This window comes from Pseudomonas sp. Mn2068, from assembly GCF_049319725.1.
Lineage (GTDB): Bacteria > Pseudomonadota > Gammaproteobacteria > Pseudomonadales > Pseudomonadaceae > Aquipseudomonas > Aquipseudomonas gingeri.
Genome location: NZ_JBMOUG010000002.1, coordinates 697,719 through 717,131 on the forward strand (window position 1 = coordinate 697,719; position 19,413 = coordinate 717,131).

At 56.1% G+C, this 19,413-nt stretch carries 12 protein-coding genes and 1 pseudogene; 5 read left to right on the forward strand and 8 right to left on the reverse strand.

Annotation, left to right across the window (positions count from 1 at the left end; all coding sequences use genetic code 11):
* Positions 1 to 71: 71 nt before the first annotated feature.
* Genes ACL9RJ_RS07590 through ACL9RJ_RS07600 form a run of 3 tightly spaced genes read left to right on the forward strand, consistent with a single transcriptional unit; the run spans position 72 to position 2,793 of the window.
* A complete protein-coding gene (locus tag ACL9RJ_RS07590; protein ID WP_422765086.1) occupies positions 72 to 1,298 on the forward strand; it encodes a lactonase family protein in 1,227 nt (408 codons plus the stop codon).
* A gap of 32 nt (positions 1,299 to 1,330) precedes the next feature.
* On the forward strand, positions 1,331 to 2,044 hold the full coding sequence (locus ACL9RJ_RS07595) for a TerC family protein (RefSeq protein WP_017127205.1): 714 nt from the start codon (positions 1,331 to 1,333) through the stop codon (positions 2,042 to 2,044).
* A complete protein-coding gene (locus tag ACL9RJ_RS07600; RefSeq protein ID WP_017127206.1) occupies positions 2,041 to 2,793 on the forward strand; it encodes a transporter substrate-binding domain-containing protein in 753 nt (250 codons plus the stop codon). The genes ACL9RJ_RS07595 and ACL9RJ_RS07600 overlap by 4 nt, the downstream gene beginning before the upstream one ends.
* A 106-nt stretch (positions 2,794 to 2,899) precedes the next feature.
* Here the strand turns inward: ACL9RJ_RS07600 and ACL9RJ_RS07605 are convergent, their stop codons facing one another.
* From ACL9RJ_RS07605 to ACL9RJ_RS07640, 8 genes and pseudogenes are all read right to left on the reverse strand, one after another.
* Complete coding sequence (locus ACL9RJ_RS07605; protein ID WP_017127207.1) at positions 2,900 to 3,211, reverse strand: hypothetical protein; 312 nt, start codon at positions 3,209 to 3,211, stop codon at positions 2,900 to 2,902.
* Positions 3,189 to 3,562 (reverse strand): annotated as a pseudogene (locus ACL9RJ_RS07610) (GABA permease); the annotation flags it as partial. The gene ACL9RJ_RS07605 and the pseudogene ACL9RJ_RS07610, both read right to left, overlap by 23 nt.
* A gap of 164 nt (positions 3,563 to 3,726) precedes the next feature.
* Positions 3,727 to 4,623: an aminotransferase class IV gene (locus tag ACL9RJ_RS07615; protein WP_103033097.1), complete on the reverse strand. Its 897-nt coding sequence runs from the start codon at positions 4,621 to 4,623 to the stop codon at positions 3,727 to 3,729.
* Positions 4,624 to 4,714: 91 nt separating this feature from the next.
* The gene (locus ACL9RJ_RS07620) at positions 4,715 to 5,224 is read right to left on the reverse strand and encodes an Lrp/AsnC ligand binding domain-containing protein (RefSeq protein ID WP_042935793.1); all 510 of its coding nucleotides are present in this window, start codon (positions 5,222 to 5,224) and stop codon (positions 4,715 to 4,717) included.
* Positions 5,225 to 6,002: 778 nt separating this feature from the next.
* Positions 6,003 to 6,743, reverse strand: coding sequence for a hypothetical protein (locus ACL9RJ_RS07625; protein ID WP_017127211.1), 741 nt, complete (start codon positions 6,741 to 6,743; stop codon positions 6,003 to 6,005).
* 272 nt (positions 6,744 to 7,015) lie between these two features.
* Positions 7,016 to 7,414, reverse strand: a complete 399-nt coding sequence (locus tag ACL9RJ_RS07630; protein WP_017127212.1) for a hypothetical protein — start codon at positions 7,412 to 7,414, stop codon at positions 7,016 to 7,018.
* Between the two features lie 346 nt (positions 7,415 to 7,760).
* A complete protein-coding gene (locus ACL9RJ_RS07635) occupies positions 7,761 to 9,506 on the reverse strand; it encodes an AAA family ATPase (protein ID WP_422765087.1) in 1,746 nt (581 codons plus the stop codon).
* A gap of 46 nt (positions 9,507 to 9,552) precedes the next feature.
* Positions 9,553 to 9,753: a hypothetical protein gene (locus ACL9RJ_RS07640; protein WP_146049251.1), complete on the reverse strand. Its 201-nt coding sequence runs from the start codon at positions 9,751 to 9,753 to the stop codon at positions 9,553 to 9,555.
* A gap of 431 nt (positions 9,754 to 10,184) precedes the next feature.
* Here ACL9RJ_RS07640 and ACL9RJ_RS07645 point away from each other — a divergent pair, with 431 nt between their 5' ends.
* Together ACL9RJ_RS07645 and ACL9RJ_RS07650 are read left to right on the forward strand one after the other, a co-directional pair.
* A complete protein-coding gene (locus ACL9RJ_RS07645; protein ID WP_177066365.1) occupies positions 10,185 to 10,736 on the forward strand; it encodes a hypothetical protein in 552 nt (183 codons plus the stop codon).
* A 19-nt stretch (positions 10,737 to 10,755) separates the two neighbouring features.
* On the forward strand, positions 10,756 to 19,005 hold the full coding sequence (locus tag ACL9RJ_RS07650; RefSeq protein WP_422765088.1) for a calcium-binding protein: 8,250 nt from the start codon (positions 10,756 to 10,758) through the stop codon (positions 19,003 to 19,005).
* Positions 19,006 to 19,413 lie beyond the last annotated feature (408 nt).

Sequence of the window (19,413 nt, forward strand, 5' to 3'; positions counted from 1 at the left end):
GTGTGCATGTCGGGCCGAGCTCAGCATGCACATATTTGAATTCGATAATAAAAACAAAAGAGATACCTGCCATGAGCTCTTCCCAATTCCCTGGTCACCTCATGCATCGCCGCCGATTCGTTCAACTATCTGCCATTGCGGCAGGAGGAGCCGTGGCTGGCTGCTTCAACATTTCTGCAAGCGCAGCTTCAACGGGTGATGAAAACAAAATGGCGAATAATAAAGCCGCTCAGACTCCTCGGTTTGCATACGTCGGCTCCAGAACAACCAAAGAGCGAAACGCGCGAGGCGTAGGCATCACAGTTTATCGGTACGCCCCCGAAACCGGAGCATGCGCGCTAGTACAAACGCTGAATGATTTGGTTAACCCCTCATTTCTGACCTTCGATAAGACGCAGTTTCATCTTTATTGTGTCCACGGTGATCAGAGTGAAGTTAGCGCCTTCGCTATCGACTCAGAGTCTGGCGAGTTGACCAAGCTCAACACCGTCGGTACTCAAGGAAAAAATCCTGTTCACCTTAGCGTTGATCCCACCAATAAATTTTTGGCCGTCGCCAATTACGCGACCGGCAGCGTTGCCTTATTTCCTGTTCTGGAGGACGGCAGCTTAGGTGTTTTGGCCCACGTTGAATCCTTACCAGGTGAAGCTGGCCCTCATAAAGTTGAGCAATGCAGCAGTCACCCCCACATGATTCCATTTGATCCATCAGGGCGCTTTTTGGTTATTCCCGATAAAGGCCTCGATGGGATCTTTGTCTATCGCGTTCGAAACGGCCACGCGAAGCTGGAAGCGACTCAGGTCAGCATGATCAAGGCACGAGAGGGGGCGGGCCCACGTCATATCGTCTTCACTCCTGACGCCCGGCATGCCTATGTCGTTAATGAGCTCGACAGTAGTGTCACTGGTTACGCCTACAAGGCCGATCAGGGGACACTCACAGCAAAGGAAATCCTGCCCACATTGCCATCGACGTTCACAGGTAATAGTCGGGCTGCAGCGATTGTCATCGCACCTTCCGGCAAGCATCTGTACGTGTCGAACCGTGGTCACGACAGCATTGCTATTTTTGCAATCAATGAAGGTGGCGAGTTTGTTGCCCAGGGGCATATTCCTTCTCAAGGTCGTAAACCACGCTTCATGAATTTGACGCCGGATGGTGCTCGCCTGTTCGTCGCCAACGAAGAGACTGACGGCATCGTTGCATTCGACGTTGACAGGAATTCGGGTGGCCTTACCGCAAATGGCCAGACGATTAAGACCGGCAGTCCGGTTTGCATGATTTTCAAAACGACCTGACTGGCCGATTAGCCCGGGCTGGAGTACCTACCTTGATCGAACTCTTGAATTCGCCAACGTTCTGGTTGGCAGTCGCGCAAATTATCGCCATCGATATTTTGCTGGGCGGTGACAACGCGGTCGTCATCGCCTTGGCTTGTCGCAAGCTCCCAGAGGCTCAGCGAAATCGCGCCATTATTGGAGGAGCGCTTGGCGCCATTGTCCTTCGGATTGTGATGATTTTCTTCGCATTACAATTGTTGGAGTTGCCTTACCTCAAACTCATCGGCGCAGCGCTGCTTCTCTGGATTGGTATCAAGATGCTGACTCCTGAGAGGGGGGATGCACACGACAACCTTGCAGCCAGTCCTCGGCTGTGGGGGGCAATTAAAACAATCATTGTCGCTGACGCGGTCATGAGCCTGGATAATGTTGTTGCGGTTGCTGGAGCATCCAGTGGCAGTCTGGAGCTCGTGATCTTCGGCATCGTAATCAGCATCCCAATCATCATTTGGGGTAGCAAGCTGGTGCTTCACTTTATGGATCGATTTCCACTGGTTATCACGCTCGGGGCAGCGTTGCTTGGATGGATCGCGGGCAGCATGGCTGTCGGTGACGTAAGTCTTCCAAGTCTGCCGTCTTGGTCTCATTACGCAGCGGGGTTTATCGGTGCGATGTTGGTCTTGATTGTCGGGAAGTTTGTGAGTGGTCGACAGCGAGGCAAATGCGATACATCTCCAGAATCTGAAGGAAGTGAGCAGTTATGAGTTTCGATATTGCTGAAGTGCGTGGTGATTTGGCTCCAACTGGGGAGCTCCACGTAGCCATCAATCTGGGCAATCCAGTTTTGGCCCAGCGCGATGAAGTCACTGGAGAAATGGGCGGTGTCTCAGTTGCGCTCGCAAATGAATTGGCAGAGGAATTGGGGATCGCCATCAAGCTGACGCCATACGATGCTGCCGGGAAAGTGTTTGCGGCCTTGGAAAACGGGCTTTGGGATTTGGCGTTTCTTGCTATCGAGCCTGTACGCGCGGAAAAGATCGCCTTCTCCAGTCCTTATGTGAGCATTGATGGCACTTACCTCGTCCATGAAGAAAGCCCTTTCGAAAGTGCATCTGATTTGGATACGCAAGGCCACAGAATTTCTGTAGGCCGAGGTGCCGCCTACGACCTCTATCTGTCACGCACCCTGCAGTATGCCGAGCTCGTAAGAGGGGAGACTTCAGCGAGTGCTGTGGATCTATTTCTGGAGCTTGGGTTGGAAGCAGCAGCAGGGGTTCGACAGCCATTGGAGCAGTTTGCGCACTCAGCCTCAGGAGTAAGAGTGCTGGCAGACAACTTCACGGAAATTCGCCAGGCGATGGCCGTCCCAAAGGCACGGAAAATCGCTGCCGAATACATCGAAGACTTTATCAGCCGCCTGGTGGGAAATGGCTTTGTAGCCAAAGCGCTAGCTGACAGTGGCCAAAGCGACGCAAGAGTTGCATCGCCTATTGCCTGGATAGCACCCAAATAGCGAGCGCTCATCTGCGGGCCCCCCCTCCGCATATTTTGACTACCTAGTGGTATGGAAAAAGCCAGCCCATTGTCGATGCAGTGGGCCGGCTTTTATGGCAGGAGTGTCAGCGCTGAAGACGTCGACTGCGACTTACAAAACTGATGGCAATGATGGCGACAGTAAGTGCCGCAGTGGAGAGCATTTCAGCCCGATGTGCTGGGAGGTAAGTCATGTAGATCAGACATCCCGCGATGAATACGATTACTAACCAGGTAAGCCAGAGTGAAATCGCACCCGAGGTTGCAAGCAGAAAGCTGAAGATTTTCTCCGGGGCGAAGTAATTGAGGAGGATGGTTAGAAAACCTACCACGGTGCTACCCAATACTGCCATGTAAGGGACACCGCCACTGGATACCATTGGGGGCGAAGCCGCCATTTGCGTTCATTACGCGAGTAATCCCCAACTCCTGGCTCGGACTGAATCCACCTAGTAGAGACCAGCCGCTGACCACGATGAACGCTATGATGGCCAGTACTTTGAGCATGGCAAACCAGAACTCGAATTCACCGAATTTGGCCACGCTAAAAAAGTTCGTCACAGTAAGTAATAGCGTCACCACCAACGCGAATTGCCACGTCGCAATGCCTGGTAACCAGGAATTTAAGATGGCACCAGCCGCTATTGCCTCTAGAGGAATGACACCATTACTGCGGGGCCTGCGGTGGCGATTGCGTGTCCAGATCCCACAAAGAGACCAGTACCGATCACCCCGGCAATGGAAATCATGGTGATGTGACGTTGTTTCAATCCAGCGGCCAAGGCATTGCTGCCATTCACCGCCTCATAGCTTGCGACGTTCTCGTTCACCTTAGGTGACCTCTCGATTGTTTTTATTGTGTGGGTCTCGGGCAAACCCTCGACCACTGTGCGCGTCCTCCATGACGCCGGAATCAGTAAGCGAGAGTGGAGTAACGCGGGTCTTTGTGCGCGTCCCAATAGAGCTGGGTCATCTGTTGGGTCACCACCCCGACCCGGCCGTCGCCCACCGCGACGCCATCAATCCAGCACACCGGCATCACCCCCCCGGCAGTGCTGGTGATGAACACTTCATGGGCGCCGCGTAACTCTTCGATAGACAGCGCCCGTAGCAACACTTCGACGTCCATTTGGCGGGCCAGGGTGATCGCCGTTTGCCGGGTGATTCCTTCAAGTACGCCTGCACACGGTGTCACCAAGCCCTTATCGGTTAGGGCGAACAGATTGAAACCCGGCCCCTCAACCACGTTGCCTTGGCCATCAACTAGGACGGCGGTGTCCTGGTGATGGGCGTAGGCATCGAACAGGCCCCGGGTCAGATCCAGCCAGTGATAGTTCTTGATGGTCGGGTCGACTGATTCCGGAGCGATTCGCTGTACCTGGCTGATGTGCAGGCGCAAGCCTTTCTCACGTTGTTGTTGATTGGCGATCCATGAGAATGGAATGGCAAAGGCGAAGAAACGGTTGACACAATCGCGCGGGTCTCTTGATCCGACCGGCGGTACACCGCGTGTGCAAACAATTTCTACATAAGCTTCCTTCAGGCCCGTCAGCCGCACGCATTGGGTGACGATGTCGACAATGTCGGTGGCGCTATGTGGGATTTTCATGTGCAGGCGTGCCATACCGCTTTCAAAACGCTGGATATGATCGGTCAGGCGGAAGAATGCGCCGTCCCAGACGTGCACGACGTCATAGGTTGCATCGGAGTGCAGGAGTCCCCAGTCCAGCACCGATATTTTTGCACTGGCGATCGGGACGAATACGCCGTCGATGAACGCGGCGCCTGACTTGAAAGTTTTATTGTTCATGTCGCGACTCTCTTGTTGTTTTGCCACTCAAAGGTCAACGTTCAGGCGTGCGAATGCCGTCCCGTGGGGGAATACCGATAATCAAAGGAACTTACAACGAGATAGGAACGCTAGCGCCTTTCTTGACCTCACCCATCGAGACGTAAGAGTGGGTGATGCGAACGCCTGGAAGTTTTAGTATTTTCTCTTCCAGTAATTGACGGAAAGCTGCGATGTCCGCAATGCGGATTTTCATTATGAAATCGACGTCGCCAGTTATCATGTGGCACTCGACGATTTCATCGATCATGGCGATCCCCTTACGAAACTTGCCGTAGGCGTCGTCTACTGAGCGATCGAAATGCACGAAGGCGTAAATCAGCATCGGATAACCGACTTGGTCGGCCTGAACGATAGCCTGGTAGCCTTGGATAAAACCTTCCCGTTCCAAACGGCGAACGCGTTCCAGGCAAGGGGTAGGGCTCAGGTGAACCTGTTTGGCAAGCGCTTGATTGGTCACCCGCCCGTCCTTCTGCAGCAGCTTTAAAATCTGCACGTCGATGGCGTCGAGTTTGCGGGGGCGGGCGTCAGCGGAGACTTTAAAATCATCGATTTCGTTCATGGTACTGATCTCCGCAAACGCGAAATTGGTGTCGCTGGACGACATGTATTTATCGTCGATTCAAGTGCTCACAGTATTGTGTTGTAGCTGTTTGCCGTCAAAGTCGTTAATGCTAAATGTCGAGTCTATGGCAGGATGTTATGCTATTTTTTTCGATTGTTATGGATTCATTAACTGAAAAAGTAGCCTGTTACTAGTTTTTTAATGGTGAAAGGTCGCTAGGCAGGGGCCTTGAAGGAGCAGCAGGATCATCTGTTCGAGCATTCAGTTTTCGGCGTCTAGCAGCGCCCACAATAATAAGGTGGGCAGCATAGGTTTCTCACGCGTGGTCTCTATTGCTTTGAGTTTGCAATGGTAAGGTGCTTTTGCGTACAGGCTCAGAGCCGTCACGCTGCGGGGGGCAGTCCAGCAATGCTCGGCTACCGAACGACCTTTCTATTCAAGGGTATCGAGGTAGTGTTTCGTCATCCATAAGTGCCCACCCTTTCATCGTTGCAAATGAACGAGCGGGTAGGGGGCTTTCTTTCGAATAGTCACCGACTCCTCCATGGCTGAAGTTCCCGTGAGTAGTGCCTGCCGGCAGAGAGGTCGAGGATGAGGTCTGTCTTTCGGGCGATTGCGGGGAGGGGCTAGAGTAGGGCAAAGACCAGCAGGTGCCGCGTTCAGCGTTGAGGCTCGGGACCCAGAGGGCAGAGTATGGACCTGCGTTTACTCTGGCAATGATCTGGAGTCCTGATCGAGTCCCCAGTGTCCAAGCAGCGGTATTGAAGGGACGCTTTCAGTTGTCTTGTCCCTTGAGTTCCTTGGTGCACTCTTTTTTGGAGTATGGATCGTTGGAGGGGGGATAGTTGGGAGACTGATAGGACGTGCAACTCCCGAGACCAGCGCCTTTCGACATGACTATGACAGCTATCGTAGCTGTTATCAAAACTGCGAACGCTGCCAGGCTCCAGACGGAGATATGAGTTTCCTCGACCTTGCGTGGAAAGAATTGATCGAGTGCTGAGGTTTCGGTTCGCAGCGTGACCCAGAGTGTATAGCGGTAGGCGTCAGCCCCCGCACCTGGGTCACCGATGCGCTGGCAGGCGTCCGCCGCCTGGGCGGCATACACATCCCCCACTTGCCGTGGTGTGCCTTGAGGGTTTCCTCGCTGGGCATTGAACTCATCGATCACCGCTTTGACTTGCGCTCCGTCCGCCTCCAGGGCGGCCTGACAATCGCTCTCGGTAGAGAACTCTCGGCTGGTGCTGGTCACGGTGTCCAACCATAGCTTGGAGTCCGCATAGATCCCCAGCACACTGCCGTCTTCGTGGCGTTGCTGGTATAGCTTGAAGGAGCCAACAATGCTCTTTCCGGAGTCGGTCAGCTTCTGGAGTTGTTCTGCGGTCAGTTGCTGATTGAGGGTGTAGCCATAGACCTGAGGCCCCGTCATCGCCGGCCTGGCCGGTACCGTCGTGCAGCCCGATAGCAAAGAGGTGAGAATTGTCAGGCTTAAAACACTGCACAGCGTCCTTCGCATGAAACGTTCCTAGGCGATCGGGCGGCTGAACAGCCAGACGCAAGATTACGCCATCTCCCAGACGTTGTTTCGGCGGCGTTGCCCAAATCCTTAACACTGTGATTTCACCCAAACGGGTTGCTTCGGGCGGTGCCGGACGGGCGTTAACAAGGTCGCTTACAGGCGATGAACTGTTCTATTTGGGCACCAAGGAGGTCGCCTTGTGCTGCCTTCACCATCGAGATCCTGAGAGCGAAAACCATAAAGGTAAGTCGGCGGTAGATGGGCCTCGGTCAGACTGAGTCCATGATCCAACGGTCCTGGGACAGAAGCAGGAGCGTGTAGCTTCTGTCCCCTGCGGTGTATATGTAAAGCGTGGTGCCGTTCTCGGCCTCGATATCATTGAAGACTGAGATGATCCGACCGCCACTTTGCAGTGCGTGGGTATGAGTTTGTTGGTCTTGCTCACTCAATTTGCTCACATCACTGACCAGATTGAGCATCAAGTAGAGAAGGGTGCTGATCCCTTGTTTTTCAAGCTTTTTGACGCCTTGAGTGGCCAGCACGCGGCCGGGTTCGAAGGGCAGAACCCTATGCTTTTCAATGCTCAACTCGCCCAGGATCGCAGTAGCGATTTCTTCTGAGACGCCGGTTTCGAGCAACACCTTGTACATCGTCATTTCCGTTTTCATCAGACCTCCAGATTTTCGGGGAGGGCCTGCCCCCTACGGGCGAGGCCCGTAGGGGGGAACGGTGAAGCGACAGCAGTGCTTCCATCGACTGCAATAGCAGTCGATCAGTCGCACTACCGGAAGCGCTGCGACTTGGGAAGATCATGCGCAATGGCGCATCGTAGCTTCCAGAACCGGGCTACGTCGGCAGGGTGCTGACAATGTCAGCGGTATGCCCCGACACAATGAATAACTCCGAGTGGTGCTGTCAAAAGCTCAACTGCTACAGATTTTTTCCGGTACGCAGTGCCTGTGTCGATGAAAGGTACGAACAGTGCGAATGGTGATATGTGGAGGCGTCTGGTCCTTATCGATTGGCCTTCCTGATCATTTGGACGAGCGCCTGAATCCGCTCCTCCAGGTCGAGAGGGTATTCACAGATGGAGATTTCGCTGACGAGCTTCGCCACTTTGACTTTATCGACGTCCTTGAATGTTTTCTGTGCTTTCGTCTCGAAGGGCAAGACATGGTCGAACGGCCCCGTCTCCAGCCGTTTTGCGAAGTGTTTGTAGGCCTTGCTCAAGGCATCGGTCAGGGTGTCTTCGGGAATGTAGTTTTCGATCTCTCTACCGGCGGTGATCCAGACGATGCCGCCGTCCTGCTCAACTTCTTCTTTAATTCGACGCTTTGTTTGGTTCACGGTGTCCTGGGCGGATGCCATGTCGCTGTCGATCACGATCGCCAGATTGCGATTGAGTCGTCTCACGGCAATGAGGGCGTCCAGGTCTTCCTGGCTAGGTTCGGAGTCGTTCGCGCTCAGGTGGCTGAGCAGCCTGCCGCCGTAGAACATGATGGAGTAGTCGATGCCTTCGACGAGATCAGAGGCGGCCTGGTGCAACCAGTGGTTGATGTAGACCCTGTCAGAGGGGCCCTCCACCCAGATGATCGAGTTGGCTTGGAGCAGATCAGAGGCCTTGTAACCCAGGTCCTGGAGAACGTTGGATTTGTTATTTGAAGTCAGACACAGCTCGATTTTGCTGCATCCCTCCACGTTGGATACATGGAAAATCGAAGCGTCGACCATGTCGATGATGCTGGCCGAGTGGGTGGCGATGAAGTACTGGTTGGTGGTGTTGTCTTCCAGGTATTTCACGAGCCGCCGCTGCAGGATCGGGTGCAGGTGCAGTTCAGGTTCTTCAATGCAGACGATCTGGTTTTCGGCCAGCGTGCAGAACGCCGCCAGCATGACCACTTCATGAATACCGGTGCCCAGCGACTCGATGGGTAGCGTCTTGTCATTCAGGTGCACCAGGATGTGTTCCCTATCGTAGGGAATCTCGATCTCCGCCGTTTCAGCCTCCGTGACGGTTTTCAAAAAGTCGTTGATTCGAGTGAATTTCTGACGTTGCTCGCGTTCGTGAAAGCTAGGGTTTTGAAGCTTGGCTAACTCTTCAATCAGACCCTTGCCGCTCCAGTCAGAGAAGGATTCGCCCTTGGTAGAGATACTTCGAATGGCTGGGATAAGATTGACTTTGGGTTGTGATGGACTCAATAGATTTACTATCCAGTGAGTGATTTTTTGAATAAGGACTGACTGTGCAAAATCTCTTTTATCGGTTGTGACGCGTTCCCAGAGATTCATGAGTGCATTTTTAGTTGTATGTAGTAATAGATGTCTCTCTAAGGATTTTTCATCAAAATGCTTTAAAGGAGAAAGGCTGGAGAAATTATTTGTGATCCAGATGGTTTCATGTTTTTTTATGAAATTTATTATTTCGGAAAGATCTTGTTTTTCATCTTTTCTAAGGTTGTCGACTGCTTCAATCGCTTGGCTGTAGTGTATGGCAGGAATGCCGATGGCTAAATTTACTTCGCTTGCGTTAGCACCTAAATGAATGTCCAGTCTTTTTAGGCTTTGTTGATGTCTGGATTCCTCATTCTCGAATATCGAATCTAACTCATGTGTTATGAAATTCAATACGCACGACTTTCCTGCGTTGTTCTGGCCTATGAAAAAGTTGAACCGCCGAAATGGCGCGATGAACGCAGTTTCCGCTCCAATGCCTTTATAGTTTTTAAGAGCGATACCGTGCAAAAAAATCTGTTCTTCCATGAGCTAAAAAAAGCCTGACTGCTGAGTGATGGCAAAATCATATCGTTTAGAGGCGCTTTTTAAAACCGCCCACTACGGCGCTCATCGCCAGGCGCAGGTTGTCGCCCCGGGCAGCAACACCCTCGATGGATTCACCGTCATGGGCTGCACGCAATGGAGGGGCCACGGCGCGCGCCACGATGGCATGGTCGGCATTTGTGACCTGGTAGGTGCGAATCCGGGCTCTCTGCTCGAACCAACGCTCCACAGATGCCTACGTATACGGTCATCCGCCGATTGGGCGAAGACCGCAATCAATACCCCTGGAATCGCCAAGCAGGTGCATGGATTTGGTTACATTATTATGCTTTAGCTATAGCTTTTTGTTCTAAGTCGCCACAGGCAAGTCGATTTTCCGTTGACTATGCTCGCAGCACAAATCCCATGTTGGTGATGGTACGGAGCTGCAGTCGCATGGATGCTACGGTCAATCAGTGTGCTCCGTTCACGTGGTCGTTCCTGCCGAATGTATTCACCCCGACTTTTGCCCGCTGGCGAGCCTTCGTGTGCGCTGGCGGCGCCTGCGTTCGTTCGCGATCTAATCCTCTCAAACACTGGTTTCCCCCTGGAGCTGGAGGCTTCTCGCCAGGCTTTGCTGTTGTCTCACCCCTTAACAATGCAAGGCAATCAGGATGAATTATGTACATACCCTCTGACCCAAAAGTTATACAAGCTGTCGCCGAAGATGGGTTTGTGCGGCGTTGGGCCTTTTGGCTACCACTGGTTATAGCGGCTCTTCTGGTTTATTTAAGTCCTGATGAGTATGTGTCTTTAAGTGGTGCATTGAAGTTGTTCACGTGGCTGCCCGTGCTTGTTTTTCCATCAATAGACGTTTGGGCCAGCAGGTCCTCGTTTCCTGAAAATACAAGGGTGCTGTTTTCTTTTTTCGCCTATGCGTCGATCTACTATGCCGTGCTTGTTGCTGGCTGGGACAAATACAAGCTGGCCTTTATAGGGTCGCGCAACTCCCCTAAACGGCATCTCAAGCCCCTGATCGTTGCGCTGTATCTCTTGCCGCCATTATTGCTATTCAGTGTGGCCCTTCCCGCTGAAGAGAAGTGCTTGAACTTGTGCATTCACGCATCAAGGCTTTTGCAACTTATCTACGCATTCTTATTGTCTTTTTGGCTGGGCTTTGGCTTGGCCTCGCTGTACTGGTGGATCAGGAATTTCTCAAAGATTCATTTCTAAAAAATAAGAGAGGTGTGCCATGGCCGATTCGCAAATCAATTATTCCACGTTTGAACCTGACTGGTGGGACGGCGTTGGCGTTTCTGCCGAAGCAGTGAAAGGTGGGATTGAAAAAGCGATTCAAGAAGCCTATGGCGGAACGCTCTCTGAGGCGAACAAAAAAGCGCTCGCAGACGCCGCTTATCAGCACCATCTGGCACAGAACGCCATGAAGGCTTCGGCTGCGGCTGCCAAGGAAGCGTTGCAGTATGCCGACCTGCCTGACTCCCCGTTGTATAAAAATGCGACGGCGACGGCCAAGGCCTATGAGTCGATTGCAAAAAGTGCCATGGGGGAGGCCAATCAGATCATGAGCAATGCCAATGCCGGTAGTGCGTTGGCAACCAACCTCAGTCGCCTGGCGTCCGTGCTGGGGCCCGCCATCAACATTGCCCAACTGGGCACGGCGATGAGCACCGGGGACGCGTATGAGGTAGGCAAGACGGCAGTCACCGTATTGGCCGGCATGGCCATTGGTTCGCTTGCCGCCAGCGCCATGGCCGCCGTAGGGGCTCCCGTATTGCTTGCGACTGCGGCCTCAATCGTGGCCGGGTTCGCAGCCAGCAAGTTCTGGGGCTGGCTGTGGGACAACGGTGGAGCTGAGTCCCTGGGCGTTAAACGGGGTGATGATTTTAGCGGCGCGAGTATTGGGGCGGGCCTGGCCTCGCTGTTATCGGCACTGTTTGGCCAGGCCGAAGGCACCGTGTCGCCCCTGATACTGGACCTGGATGGCGATGGCGTTGAAACCATCAGTGTGAACGCCGGCATCCATTTTGATCATGATGGTAACGGCACTTCAGAAACCACAGGCTGGGTTGGGAAGGATGATGGCCTGCTGGTCTGGGACCGAAATGGTAACGGGCAGATAGACAATGGCAGTGAACTCTTTGGCAATAATTCCATCCTGTCGAACGGGCAGCGGGCCACTAACGGTTTTGCAGCGCTGGCTGAGCTGGACAGCAATCATGATGGGAAAATCGACGCTAACGACAGCGCCTTTTCCACCCTGCAGATCTGGCGAGACCTCAACAGTGATGCGAAGGTCGACGCCGGTGAACTGCTTAGCCTGAGCGCGGCGAATATCGCGAGTTTGAACACAGCCTACAGCAATGGCTCAGCCATCGACCCGCAGGGGAACAAGGCGCTCCAGGTCGGGCAGTACACGGATGCGAACGGGGTCATTCGCAGCATGAATGACATCTGGTTCAACGCCGATCGGCTCAATACCGTCGATGCTGCGCCGGTGGCGGTGTCCGAAGAGATTGCAAACCTGCCGGACTTCGCAGGCCTGGGTAACGTGAAAAGCCTGCACCAGGCCATGGCCAAAGACAGCTCCGGTGTTCTGCTTAGCCTGGTCCAGGCCTTGAAACAGGACGTCTATTCAGCGCAAAGCGGGGACCTGATCGATCAGTTGATTTTCAAATGGACGGGGGCCGATGCCTACGCCGCCAACAGTCGGGGGGAGTACCTCGCCGATGGCCGAAAACTCTATGCGCTCGAAGCCTTTCTCGCGAAGTCTTTTATCCAGGGCAGTGGAACCAATGAGGGGTTGCCTAACCCGGGGCCCAACTCGGCTGAAGTGTTGATGCAGGCTTATGAGACGCTCAGAAGCCACATCGCGGAGTCATTTGTGTTTGAGATTCGCCTGAAGCCCTATTTCCAGGCAATGAATCTGACGCTGACACCGTCTGGGTTATCACTCGATTTCGCGGCGGTCACGACAGCCTTCAGTCTCGCGTTTGAGCAGGCACAGGGCACCTCTCGGGAACTGGTTGTGATCGACTTGTTTCACTTCAGGGATATTCAGGATGTGAAGGACAGGTTCGCCTCCTCTGATTTGCTGGCTGACCTGGTCAGCCGCCTGTCGAGCGCTGAGCGTTCGGATCTGTTCACCCGCGTACCGAATCTGATCGTCGGATCATCCGGTGATGAGCGATTGACAGCCCTGAACGACAAGAGCTACGTGCTGATTGCCGGCGCCGGCAATGATGAACTCCTGGGCGGCAACCTGCATGATCGGCTCGAAGGTGGCTCCGGCAACGACACCCTGAGCGGCGGGGCCGGGAACGACCTACTCGATGGCGGGACTGGCAACGATATCCTCAACGGTGGCACAGGCGCCGACACCTACCTGTTCAAGCTGGGCGATGGTCGCGACACGATCAACGAAGACAATAGCTACGGCTCTGAAACCGACGTCGTGAAGTTTGGTGAGGGCATTCTGGCGTCCGATATCACGGCCACTCGCGTCGGTGTCAATCTGGTGCTGAGCCACCGCAATGGCCAGGATCAGATCACCCTTAGCAACTGGTTTTATGCCAACAGCGGTCGTTATCAGGTGGAGCGGTTCGAGTTTGCGGACGGTACAGTCTGGACCAGTGCTGCCGTCACCGCGCCCTTTCTGGTTCAGGTCGGCGGCGAGGGGGATGATGTTCTGACGGGGCTGACCGCGGCCTTCAACCAGTCGCTGTCTGGCGGTGCAGGGAACGACACGCTGATGGGCGGTGCTGGTGCCGATACCCTGGAAGGCGGAACCGGCAACGATGTGCTCAACGGTGGTGCCGGCGGGGACATCTACTTGTTCAAGCTGGGCGATGGCCGCGACACGATCAACGAAGACAACGGCTACGGTTCGGAAACCGATATCGTCAAGTTCGGCGCGGGCATCCTGGCCTCCGACATCACGGCCACCCGGGTGGGCACCAGCCTGGTGCTGAGCCACCGCAATGGCCAGGATCAGATCACCCTCAGCAACTGGTTCTACGCCACCGGCGGCCGCTATCAGGTTGAGCGCTTTGAGTTCGCAGACGGCACCGTATGGACCAGCGCCGCCTTGAGTACCCTGATACTGACGCAAGTGGGCGGTGACGGGGACGATGTGCTGAGCGGCGTCAGTGCCGCGTTCAACCAGTCGCTGTCGGGAGGTGCCGGCAATGACACCCTCAACGGTGGCTCGGGGACTGATGTGCTGGAGGGCGGTACGGGCAACGATGTGCTCAACGGTGGCGCCGGCGGGGACATTTACCTGTTCAAGTTGGGCGATGGCCGCGACGCCCTCAACGAAGACAACGGCTACGGTTCGGAAACCGATGTCCTGAAGTTCGGTGAAGGCATTCTGGCTTCGGACATCACCGCTACCCGCGTCGGTGTCCACCTGGTGTTGAGCCACCGCAATGGCCAGGATCAGGTGACCCTCAACAACTGGTTCTATGCCAACGGCGGTCGCTATCAGGTCGAGCGGTTCGAGTTTGCGGACGGTACAGTCTGGACCAGTGCTGCCGTCACCGCGCCCTTTCTGGTTCAGGTCGGCGGCGAGGGGGATGATGTTCTGACGGGGCTGACCGCGGCCTTCAACCAGTCGCTGTCTGGCGGTGCAGGGAACGACACGCTGATGGGCGGCGCTGGCGCCGATACCCTGGAAGGCGGAACCGGCAACGATGTGCTCAACGGTGGTGCCGGTGGGGACATCTACTTGTTCAAGCTGGGCGATGGCCGCGACACCCTCAACGAAGATAACGGCTACGGTTCCGAAACCGATGTGGTGAAGTTCGGCGAAGGCATTCAGGCCTCCGACATCACGGCCACCCGGGTGGGCACCAGCCTGGTGCTGAGTCATCGCAATGGCCAGGATCAGATCACGATCAGCAACTGGTTTTATGCCAACGGCGGTCGTTATCAGGTCGAGCGGTTCGAGTTTGCGGACGGCACCGTATGGACCAGCGCCGCCTTGAGTACCCTGATACTGACGCAAGTGGGTGGTGACGGGGACGATGTGCTGACCGGCGTCAGTGCCGCGTTCAACCAGTCGCTGTCGGGAGGTGCCGGTAACGACACCCTCAACGGCGGCTCGGGAGCTGATGTCCTGGAGGGTGGTACCGGCAACGATATCCTGAACGGTGGCGCTGGCGGGGACATTTACCTGTTCAAGCTGGGCGACGGCCGCGACACCATCAACGAAGACAACGGCTACGGTTCGGAAACCGATATCGTCAAGTTCGGCGCGGGCATCCTGGCCTCCGACATCACGGCCACCCGGGTGGGCACCAGCCTGGTGCTGAGCCACCGCAATGGTCAGGACCAGATCACCCTGAGCAACTGGTTCGCTACCAACAGCGGGCGCTATCAGGTGGAGCGGTTTGAGTTCGCCGACGGCACGGTCTGGACCAGCTCAGCACTCTCCACGCGCTTGCTCGACCTGCAGGGGGGAGACGGTGACGACGTGCTGACCGGTGTCAGCAGTGCACAGTCGCAAGTCATTCGAGGAGGGGCAGGCAACGATGTCATTACCGCAGGGGCAGGGGCCGATTTGCTGGAGGGCGGCACCGGCAACGATGTCTTGAATGGCGGTGCGGGCGCTGACCTCTACTTGTTTGATCTGGGCGACGGGCAAGACGTTATCAACGAAGACAATGGTTATGGCTCCGAAATCGATGTCCTGAGGTTTGGCGAAGGTATTCAGGCATCGGATCTCATCGCCAGCCGCGTGGGCATCAACCTGGTACTGAGCCATCGCAACGGTCAGGACCAGATCACCCTCAACAACTGGTTCGCGGCCAACAGCGGCCGCTATCAGGTCGATCGGTTCGAGTTCGCCGACGGCACAGTCTGGACCAGCGCGGCACTGGCTGCCTCGCTACTGACACAGGTGGGCACAGAGGGCGACGATGTCCTGACGGGGGTCAGTGCTGCGTTCAACCAGTCCCTGTCTGGAGGCGCCGGGAACGATACCCTCAATGGTGGTTCCGGTAGCGATGTGCTGGACGGCGGCACGGGCAACGATGTGCTCAACGGCGGCGCTGGCGGGGACATCTATTTCTTCAAGCTGGGCGATGGCCGGGACATCATCAACGAGGACAACGGCTACGGCTCCGAAACCGATGTTGTGAAGTTCGGGGAAGGTATTCTGGCCTCCGATATCACGGCCACGCGAGTGGGCATCAACCTGGTATTGAGTCACCGCAATGGCCAGGACCAGGTGACCCTCAACAATTGGTTTGCCACCACCGGCGGTCGCTACCAGGTGGAGCGCTTTGAGTTCATCGACGGGACCGTGTGGACCAGTGCTGCCTTGACGACCCTCACGCTGACGCAAGTCGGTGGGGCCGGTGATGATGTGCTGACCGGCGTCAGTGCTGCATTCAACCAGTCGTTGTCGGGAGGCGCCGGTAACGACACCCTCAACGGCGGTTCGGGAGCCGATGTCCTGGAGGGCGGTACCGGCAACGATATCCTGAACGGCGGCGCCGGCGGGGACACCTACCTCTTCAAATTGGGCGATGGCCGCGACACCATCAACGAAGACAATGTCTACGGTTCTGAAACCGACATCCTGAGGTTCGGCGCGGGCATTCTGGCCTCCGACATCACGGCCACTCGGGTGGGCACCAGCCTGGTGCTGAGCCACCGCAATGGCCAGGACCAGATCACCCTCAGCAACTGGTTTGCAACCAACAGCGGGCGCTACCAGATCGAGCGGTTTGAGTTCAGTAACGGCACTGTTTGGACCAGCGCCGAGGTGTCCAAGCAACTGCTGGAGCTGGTGGGCGGAGACGGCGATGACGTGCTGACGGGCGTCAGCAGTGCGCAGTCGCAAGTCATTCGTGGCGGTGCGGGCAATGACATCATCACCGCGGGCGCGGGTGCCGATCTACTGGAGGGTGGCACCGGCAATGACGTACTCAACGGCGGCGCGGGCGGCGACACCTACCTGTTCAATCTGGGCGATGGCCGCGACACCATCAACGAAGACAACGTCTACGGCTCGGAAACCGATGTGCTGAAGTTCGGGGAAGGCATTCTGGCGTCCGACATCATCGCCACGCGCGTGGGCGTCAACCTGGTGCTCAGCCATCGCAACGGCCTGGATCAAGTCACCCTCAACAGTTGGTTTTCTGTGAACAGCGGTCGCTATCAGGTTGACCGGTTCGAATTCGCCGACGGCACAGTCTGGACCAGTGCGGCCTTGGCCACCACGTTACTCAAGCAGGTGGGCGGTGACGGTGACGACGTTTTGACAGGTGTCAGCGCCGCGTTCAACCAGTCCCTGTCCGGCGGCGCCGGGAACGATACCCTCAATGGCGGTTCCGGTACCGATGTGTTGGACGGCGGTACGGACAACGATGTGCTTAATGGCGGTGCTGGCGGCGATATCTACCTCTTCAAGTTGGGCGATGGTCGCGACACCATCAACGAAGACAACGTCTACGGCTCGGAAACCGATGTGCTGAAGTTCGGGGAAGGTATCCTGGCCTCTGATATCACGGCCACGCGCGTCGGCGTCAACCTGGTGCTGAGCCATCGCAATGGCCAGGACCAGGTGACCCTCAACAGCTGGTTCTCCGTCAACAGCGGCCGCTACCAGGTCGACCGGTTCGAATTCGCGGACGGTACTGTCTGGACCAGTGCCGCGTTGGCCGCCTCGCTGCTCAAGCAGGTGGGTGGTGACGGCGATGACGTCCTGACGGGCGTCAGTGCAGCGTTCAACCAGTCACTGTCCGGCGGCGCCGGGAACGACACCCTCAATGGTGGTTCCGGTACCGATGTGTTGGAAGGCGGTACCGGTAACGATGTGCTCAACGGCGGTGCTGGCGGCGATATCTACCTCTTCAAGCTGGGCGACGGTCGCGACACCATCAACGAAGACAACGTCTACGGTTCTGAAACCGATATCCTCAGGTTCGGGGAAGGCATTCTAGCCTCCGATATCACGGCCACGCGCGTCGGCGTCAACCTGGTACTGAGCCATCGCAACGGCCAGGATCAGGTGACCCTCAACAGCTGGTTTTCGGTCAACAGCGGCCGCTACCAGGTCGACCGGTTCGAATTCGCGGACGGTACTGTCTGGACCAGTGCCGCGTTGGCCACCTCGCTGCTCACGCAAGTGGGAGGCGAGGGCGATGACGTCCTGACGGGCGTCAGTGCCGCGTTTAACCAGTCCTTGTCCGGAGGTGCCGGAAACGACACCCTGAACGGCGGCACTGGATTCGACGTGCTGGAGGGGGGCGCCGGCAACGATGTCCTCAACGGCGGTGCCGGTGGTGACACCTACCTCTTCAAGCTGGGCGACGGCCGGGACACCATCAACGAAGACAACGTCTACGGCTCTGAAACCGATATCCTGAAATTTGGTGAAGGCATTCTGGCCTCTGATATCACGGTCACGCGTGTTGGCGTCAACCTGGTGCTGAGCCATCGCAACGGCCAGGATCAGGTGACCCTCAACAATTGGTTCTATGCCAACAGCGGTCGTTACCAGGTCGACCGGTTCGAGTTTGCGGACGGTACTGTCTGGACCAGCGCCACGGTCGCCGCTCCGCTCTTGAAACTGGTCGGAGGCGACGGAGACGATGTGCTGACCGGTGTCAGCGCGGCGTTCAACCAGTCACTGGTGGGCGGCGCGGGGAACGACACCTTGACCGGTGGCGCCGGCGCGGACGTCCTGGAAGGAGGGACGGGTAACGACGTGCTGAACGGCGGTGCCGGCGGCGACACCTACCTCTTCAAGCTCGGCGATGGCCGAGACACCATCAACGACGACAACGTCTATGGCTCGGAAACCGACATCCTGAAATTCGGCGAGGGGATTCTGACCTCCGACTTCTCCGTCTCCCGGGTCGGCAACAGCCTGGTCTTGAACCATCGCAACGGCCAGGATCAGGTGACCCTCAATAACTGGTTCTACACCACCGGCGGCCGCTACCGGATCGAGCGATTCGAGTTCGCCGACGGCTCGCTGCTGACCAGCGACCAGATGACGGCCAGGGCCAGTACAGCGGGCAATGACACCCTCACGGGTTCCAGTGCCAGTGACCGACTGCAGGGGGGCAAAGGCAATGACCTGCTCCAGGGAGGAGACGGTGCTGATATTTACGTTTTCGCCGCGGGCGACGGGCAAGACATCATCAACAACTTCTCCGCGACACCGGATGACACCGATGTCCTGAGCATTGAAGGTATCTCGACCACCCACCTCTGGCTCTCTCGCGACGGCAATAACCTGGTCATCGATGTGACGGGCTCAGATGATCGGGTAACGGTCAAGGACTGGTACTTGGGTTCAGCTCAGAAAATCGACGTCATCCAGGCGGGTGGGGCGTCGTTGTACGCGAACGCCGTGGACAACCTGGTCAACGCGATGGCCACGTTCGGCGCGCCGGCAGGAGGAGAAATCAACCTCACGCAAAGCCAGCGTGAGCAACTGAATACGGTGATTGCTGCGAATTGGCATTGATCTATTTGCCGGGAAGGGTGGGCCTGCCCAGGTCCACCCCCTTGGCTCAGGCGTCTTCAGTCGCTGAAATTTTGGTATTCAATCCGTATCGTGATGTTTCAAGCTCAAGGCGCAAGAGGTACAGCTAAGCTACCGGTCGGTTGCTTCTCTTTGTGAGTGGCAGTGATCGGCCAATAGCGGACGTCTACCTGGGCTCGACTTTGGTTTTTTAAGGCGCCTACATAACCTAGGGTAGATCAACTTGGAGTTGGGGAAATCCTCAGTGGCTTTAAACAACGGGCCGGACCACATGAAAGGCAAACGCTGCCCATACGGTACCCCTAACACTGCACGGTGAAATCCAGCATTATTGATAGCGGCAATGGCAGGTTTACATGGCTATACACATCCACCCAAGGTTGGATAAGT

Excerpts from the sequence above, each read along its gene's own strand:
- ACL9RJ_RS07615 (WP_103033097.1), bottom strand. The coding sequence starts at position 4,623 with ATGAACAATAAAACTTTCAAGTCAGGCGCCGCGTTCATCGACGGCGTA.
- ACL9RJ_RS07650 (WP_422765088.1), top strand. The coding sequence starts at position 10,756 with ATGGCCGATTCGCAAATCAATTATTCCACGTTTGAACCTGACTGGTGG.
- ACL9RJ_RS07635 (WP_422765087.1), bottom strand. The coding sequence starts at position 9,506 with ATGGAAGAACAGATTTTTTTGCACGGTATCGCTCTTAAAAACTATAAA.
- ACL9RJ_RS07605 (WP_017127207.1), bottom strand. The coding sequence starts at position 3,211 with ATGGCGGCTTCGCCCCCAATGGTATCCAGTGGCGGTGTCCCTTACATG.
- ACL9RJ_RS07630 (WP_017127212.1), bottom strand. The coding sequence starts at position 7,414 with ATGAAAACGGAAATGACGATGTACAAGGTGTTGCTCGAAACCGGCGTC.
- ACL9RJ_RS07645 (WP_177066365.1), top strand. The coding sequence starts at position 10,185 with ATGTACATACCCTCTGACCCAAAAGTTATACAAGCTGTCGCCGAAGAT.
- ACL9RJ_RS07590 (WP_422765086.1), top strand. The coding sequence starts at position 72 with ATGAGCTCTTCCCAATTCCCTGGTCACCTCATGCATCGCCGCCGATTC.
- ACL9RJ_RS07620 (WP_042935793.1), bottom strand. The coding sequence starts at position 5,224 with ATGAACGAAATCGATGATTTTAAAGTCTCCGCTGACGCCCGCCCCCGC.
- ACL9RJ_RS07625 (WP_017127211.1), bottom strand. The coding sequence starts at position 6,743 with ATGCGAAGGACGCTGTGCAGTGTTTTAAGCCTGACAATTCTCACCTCT.
- ACL9RJ_RS07600 (WP_017127206.1), top strand. The coding sequence starts at position 2,041 with ATGAGTTTCGATATTGCTGAAGTGCGTGGTGATTTGGCTCCAACTGGG.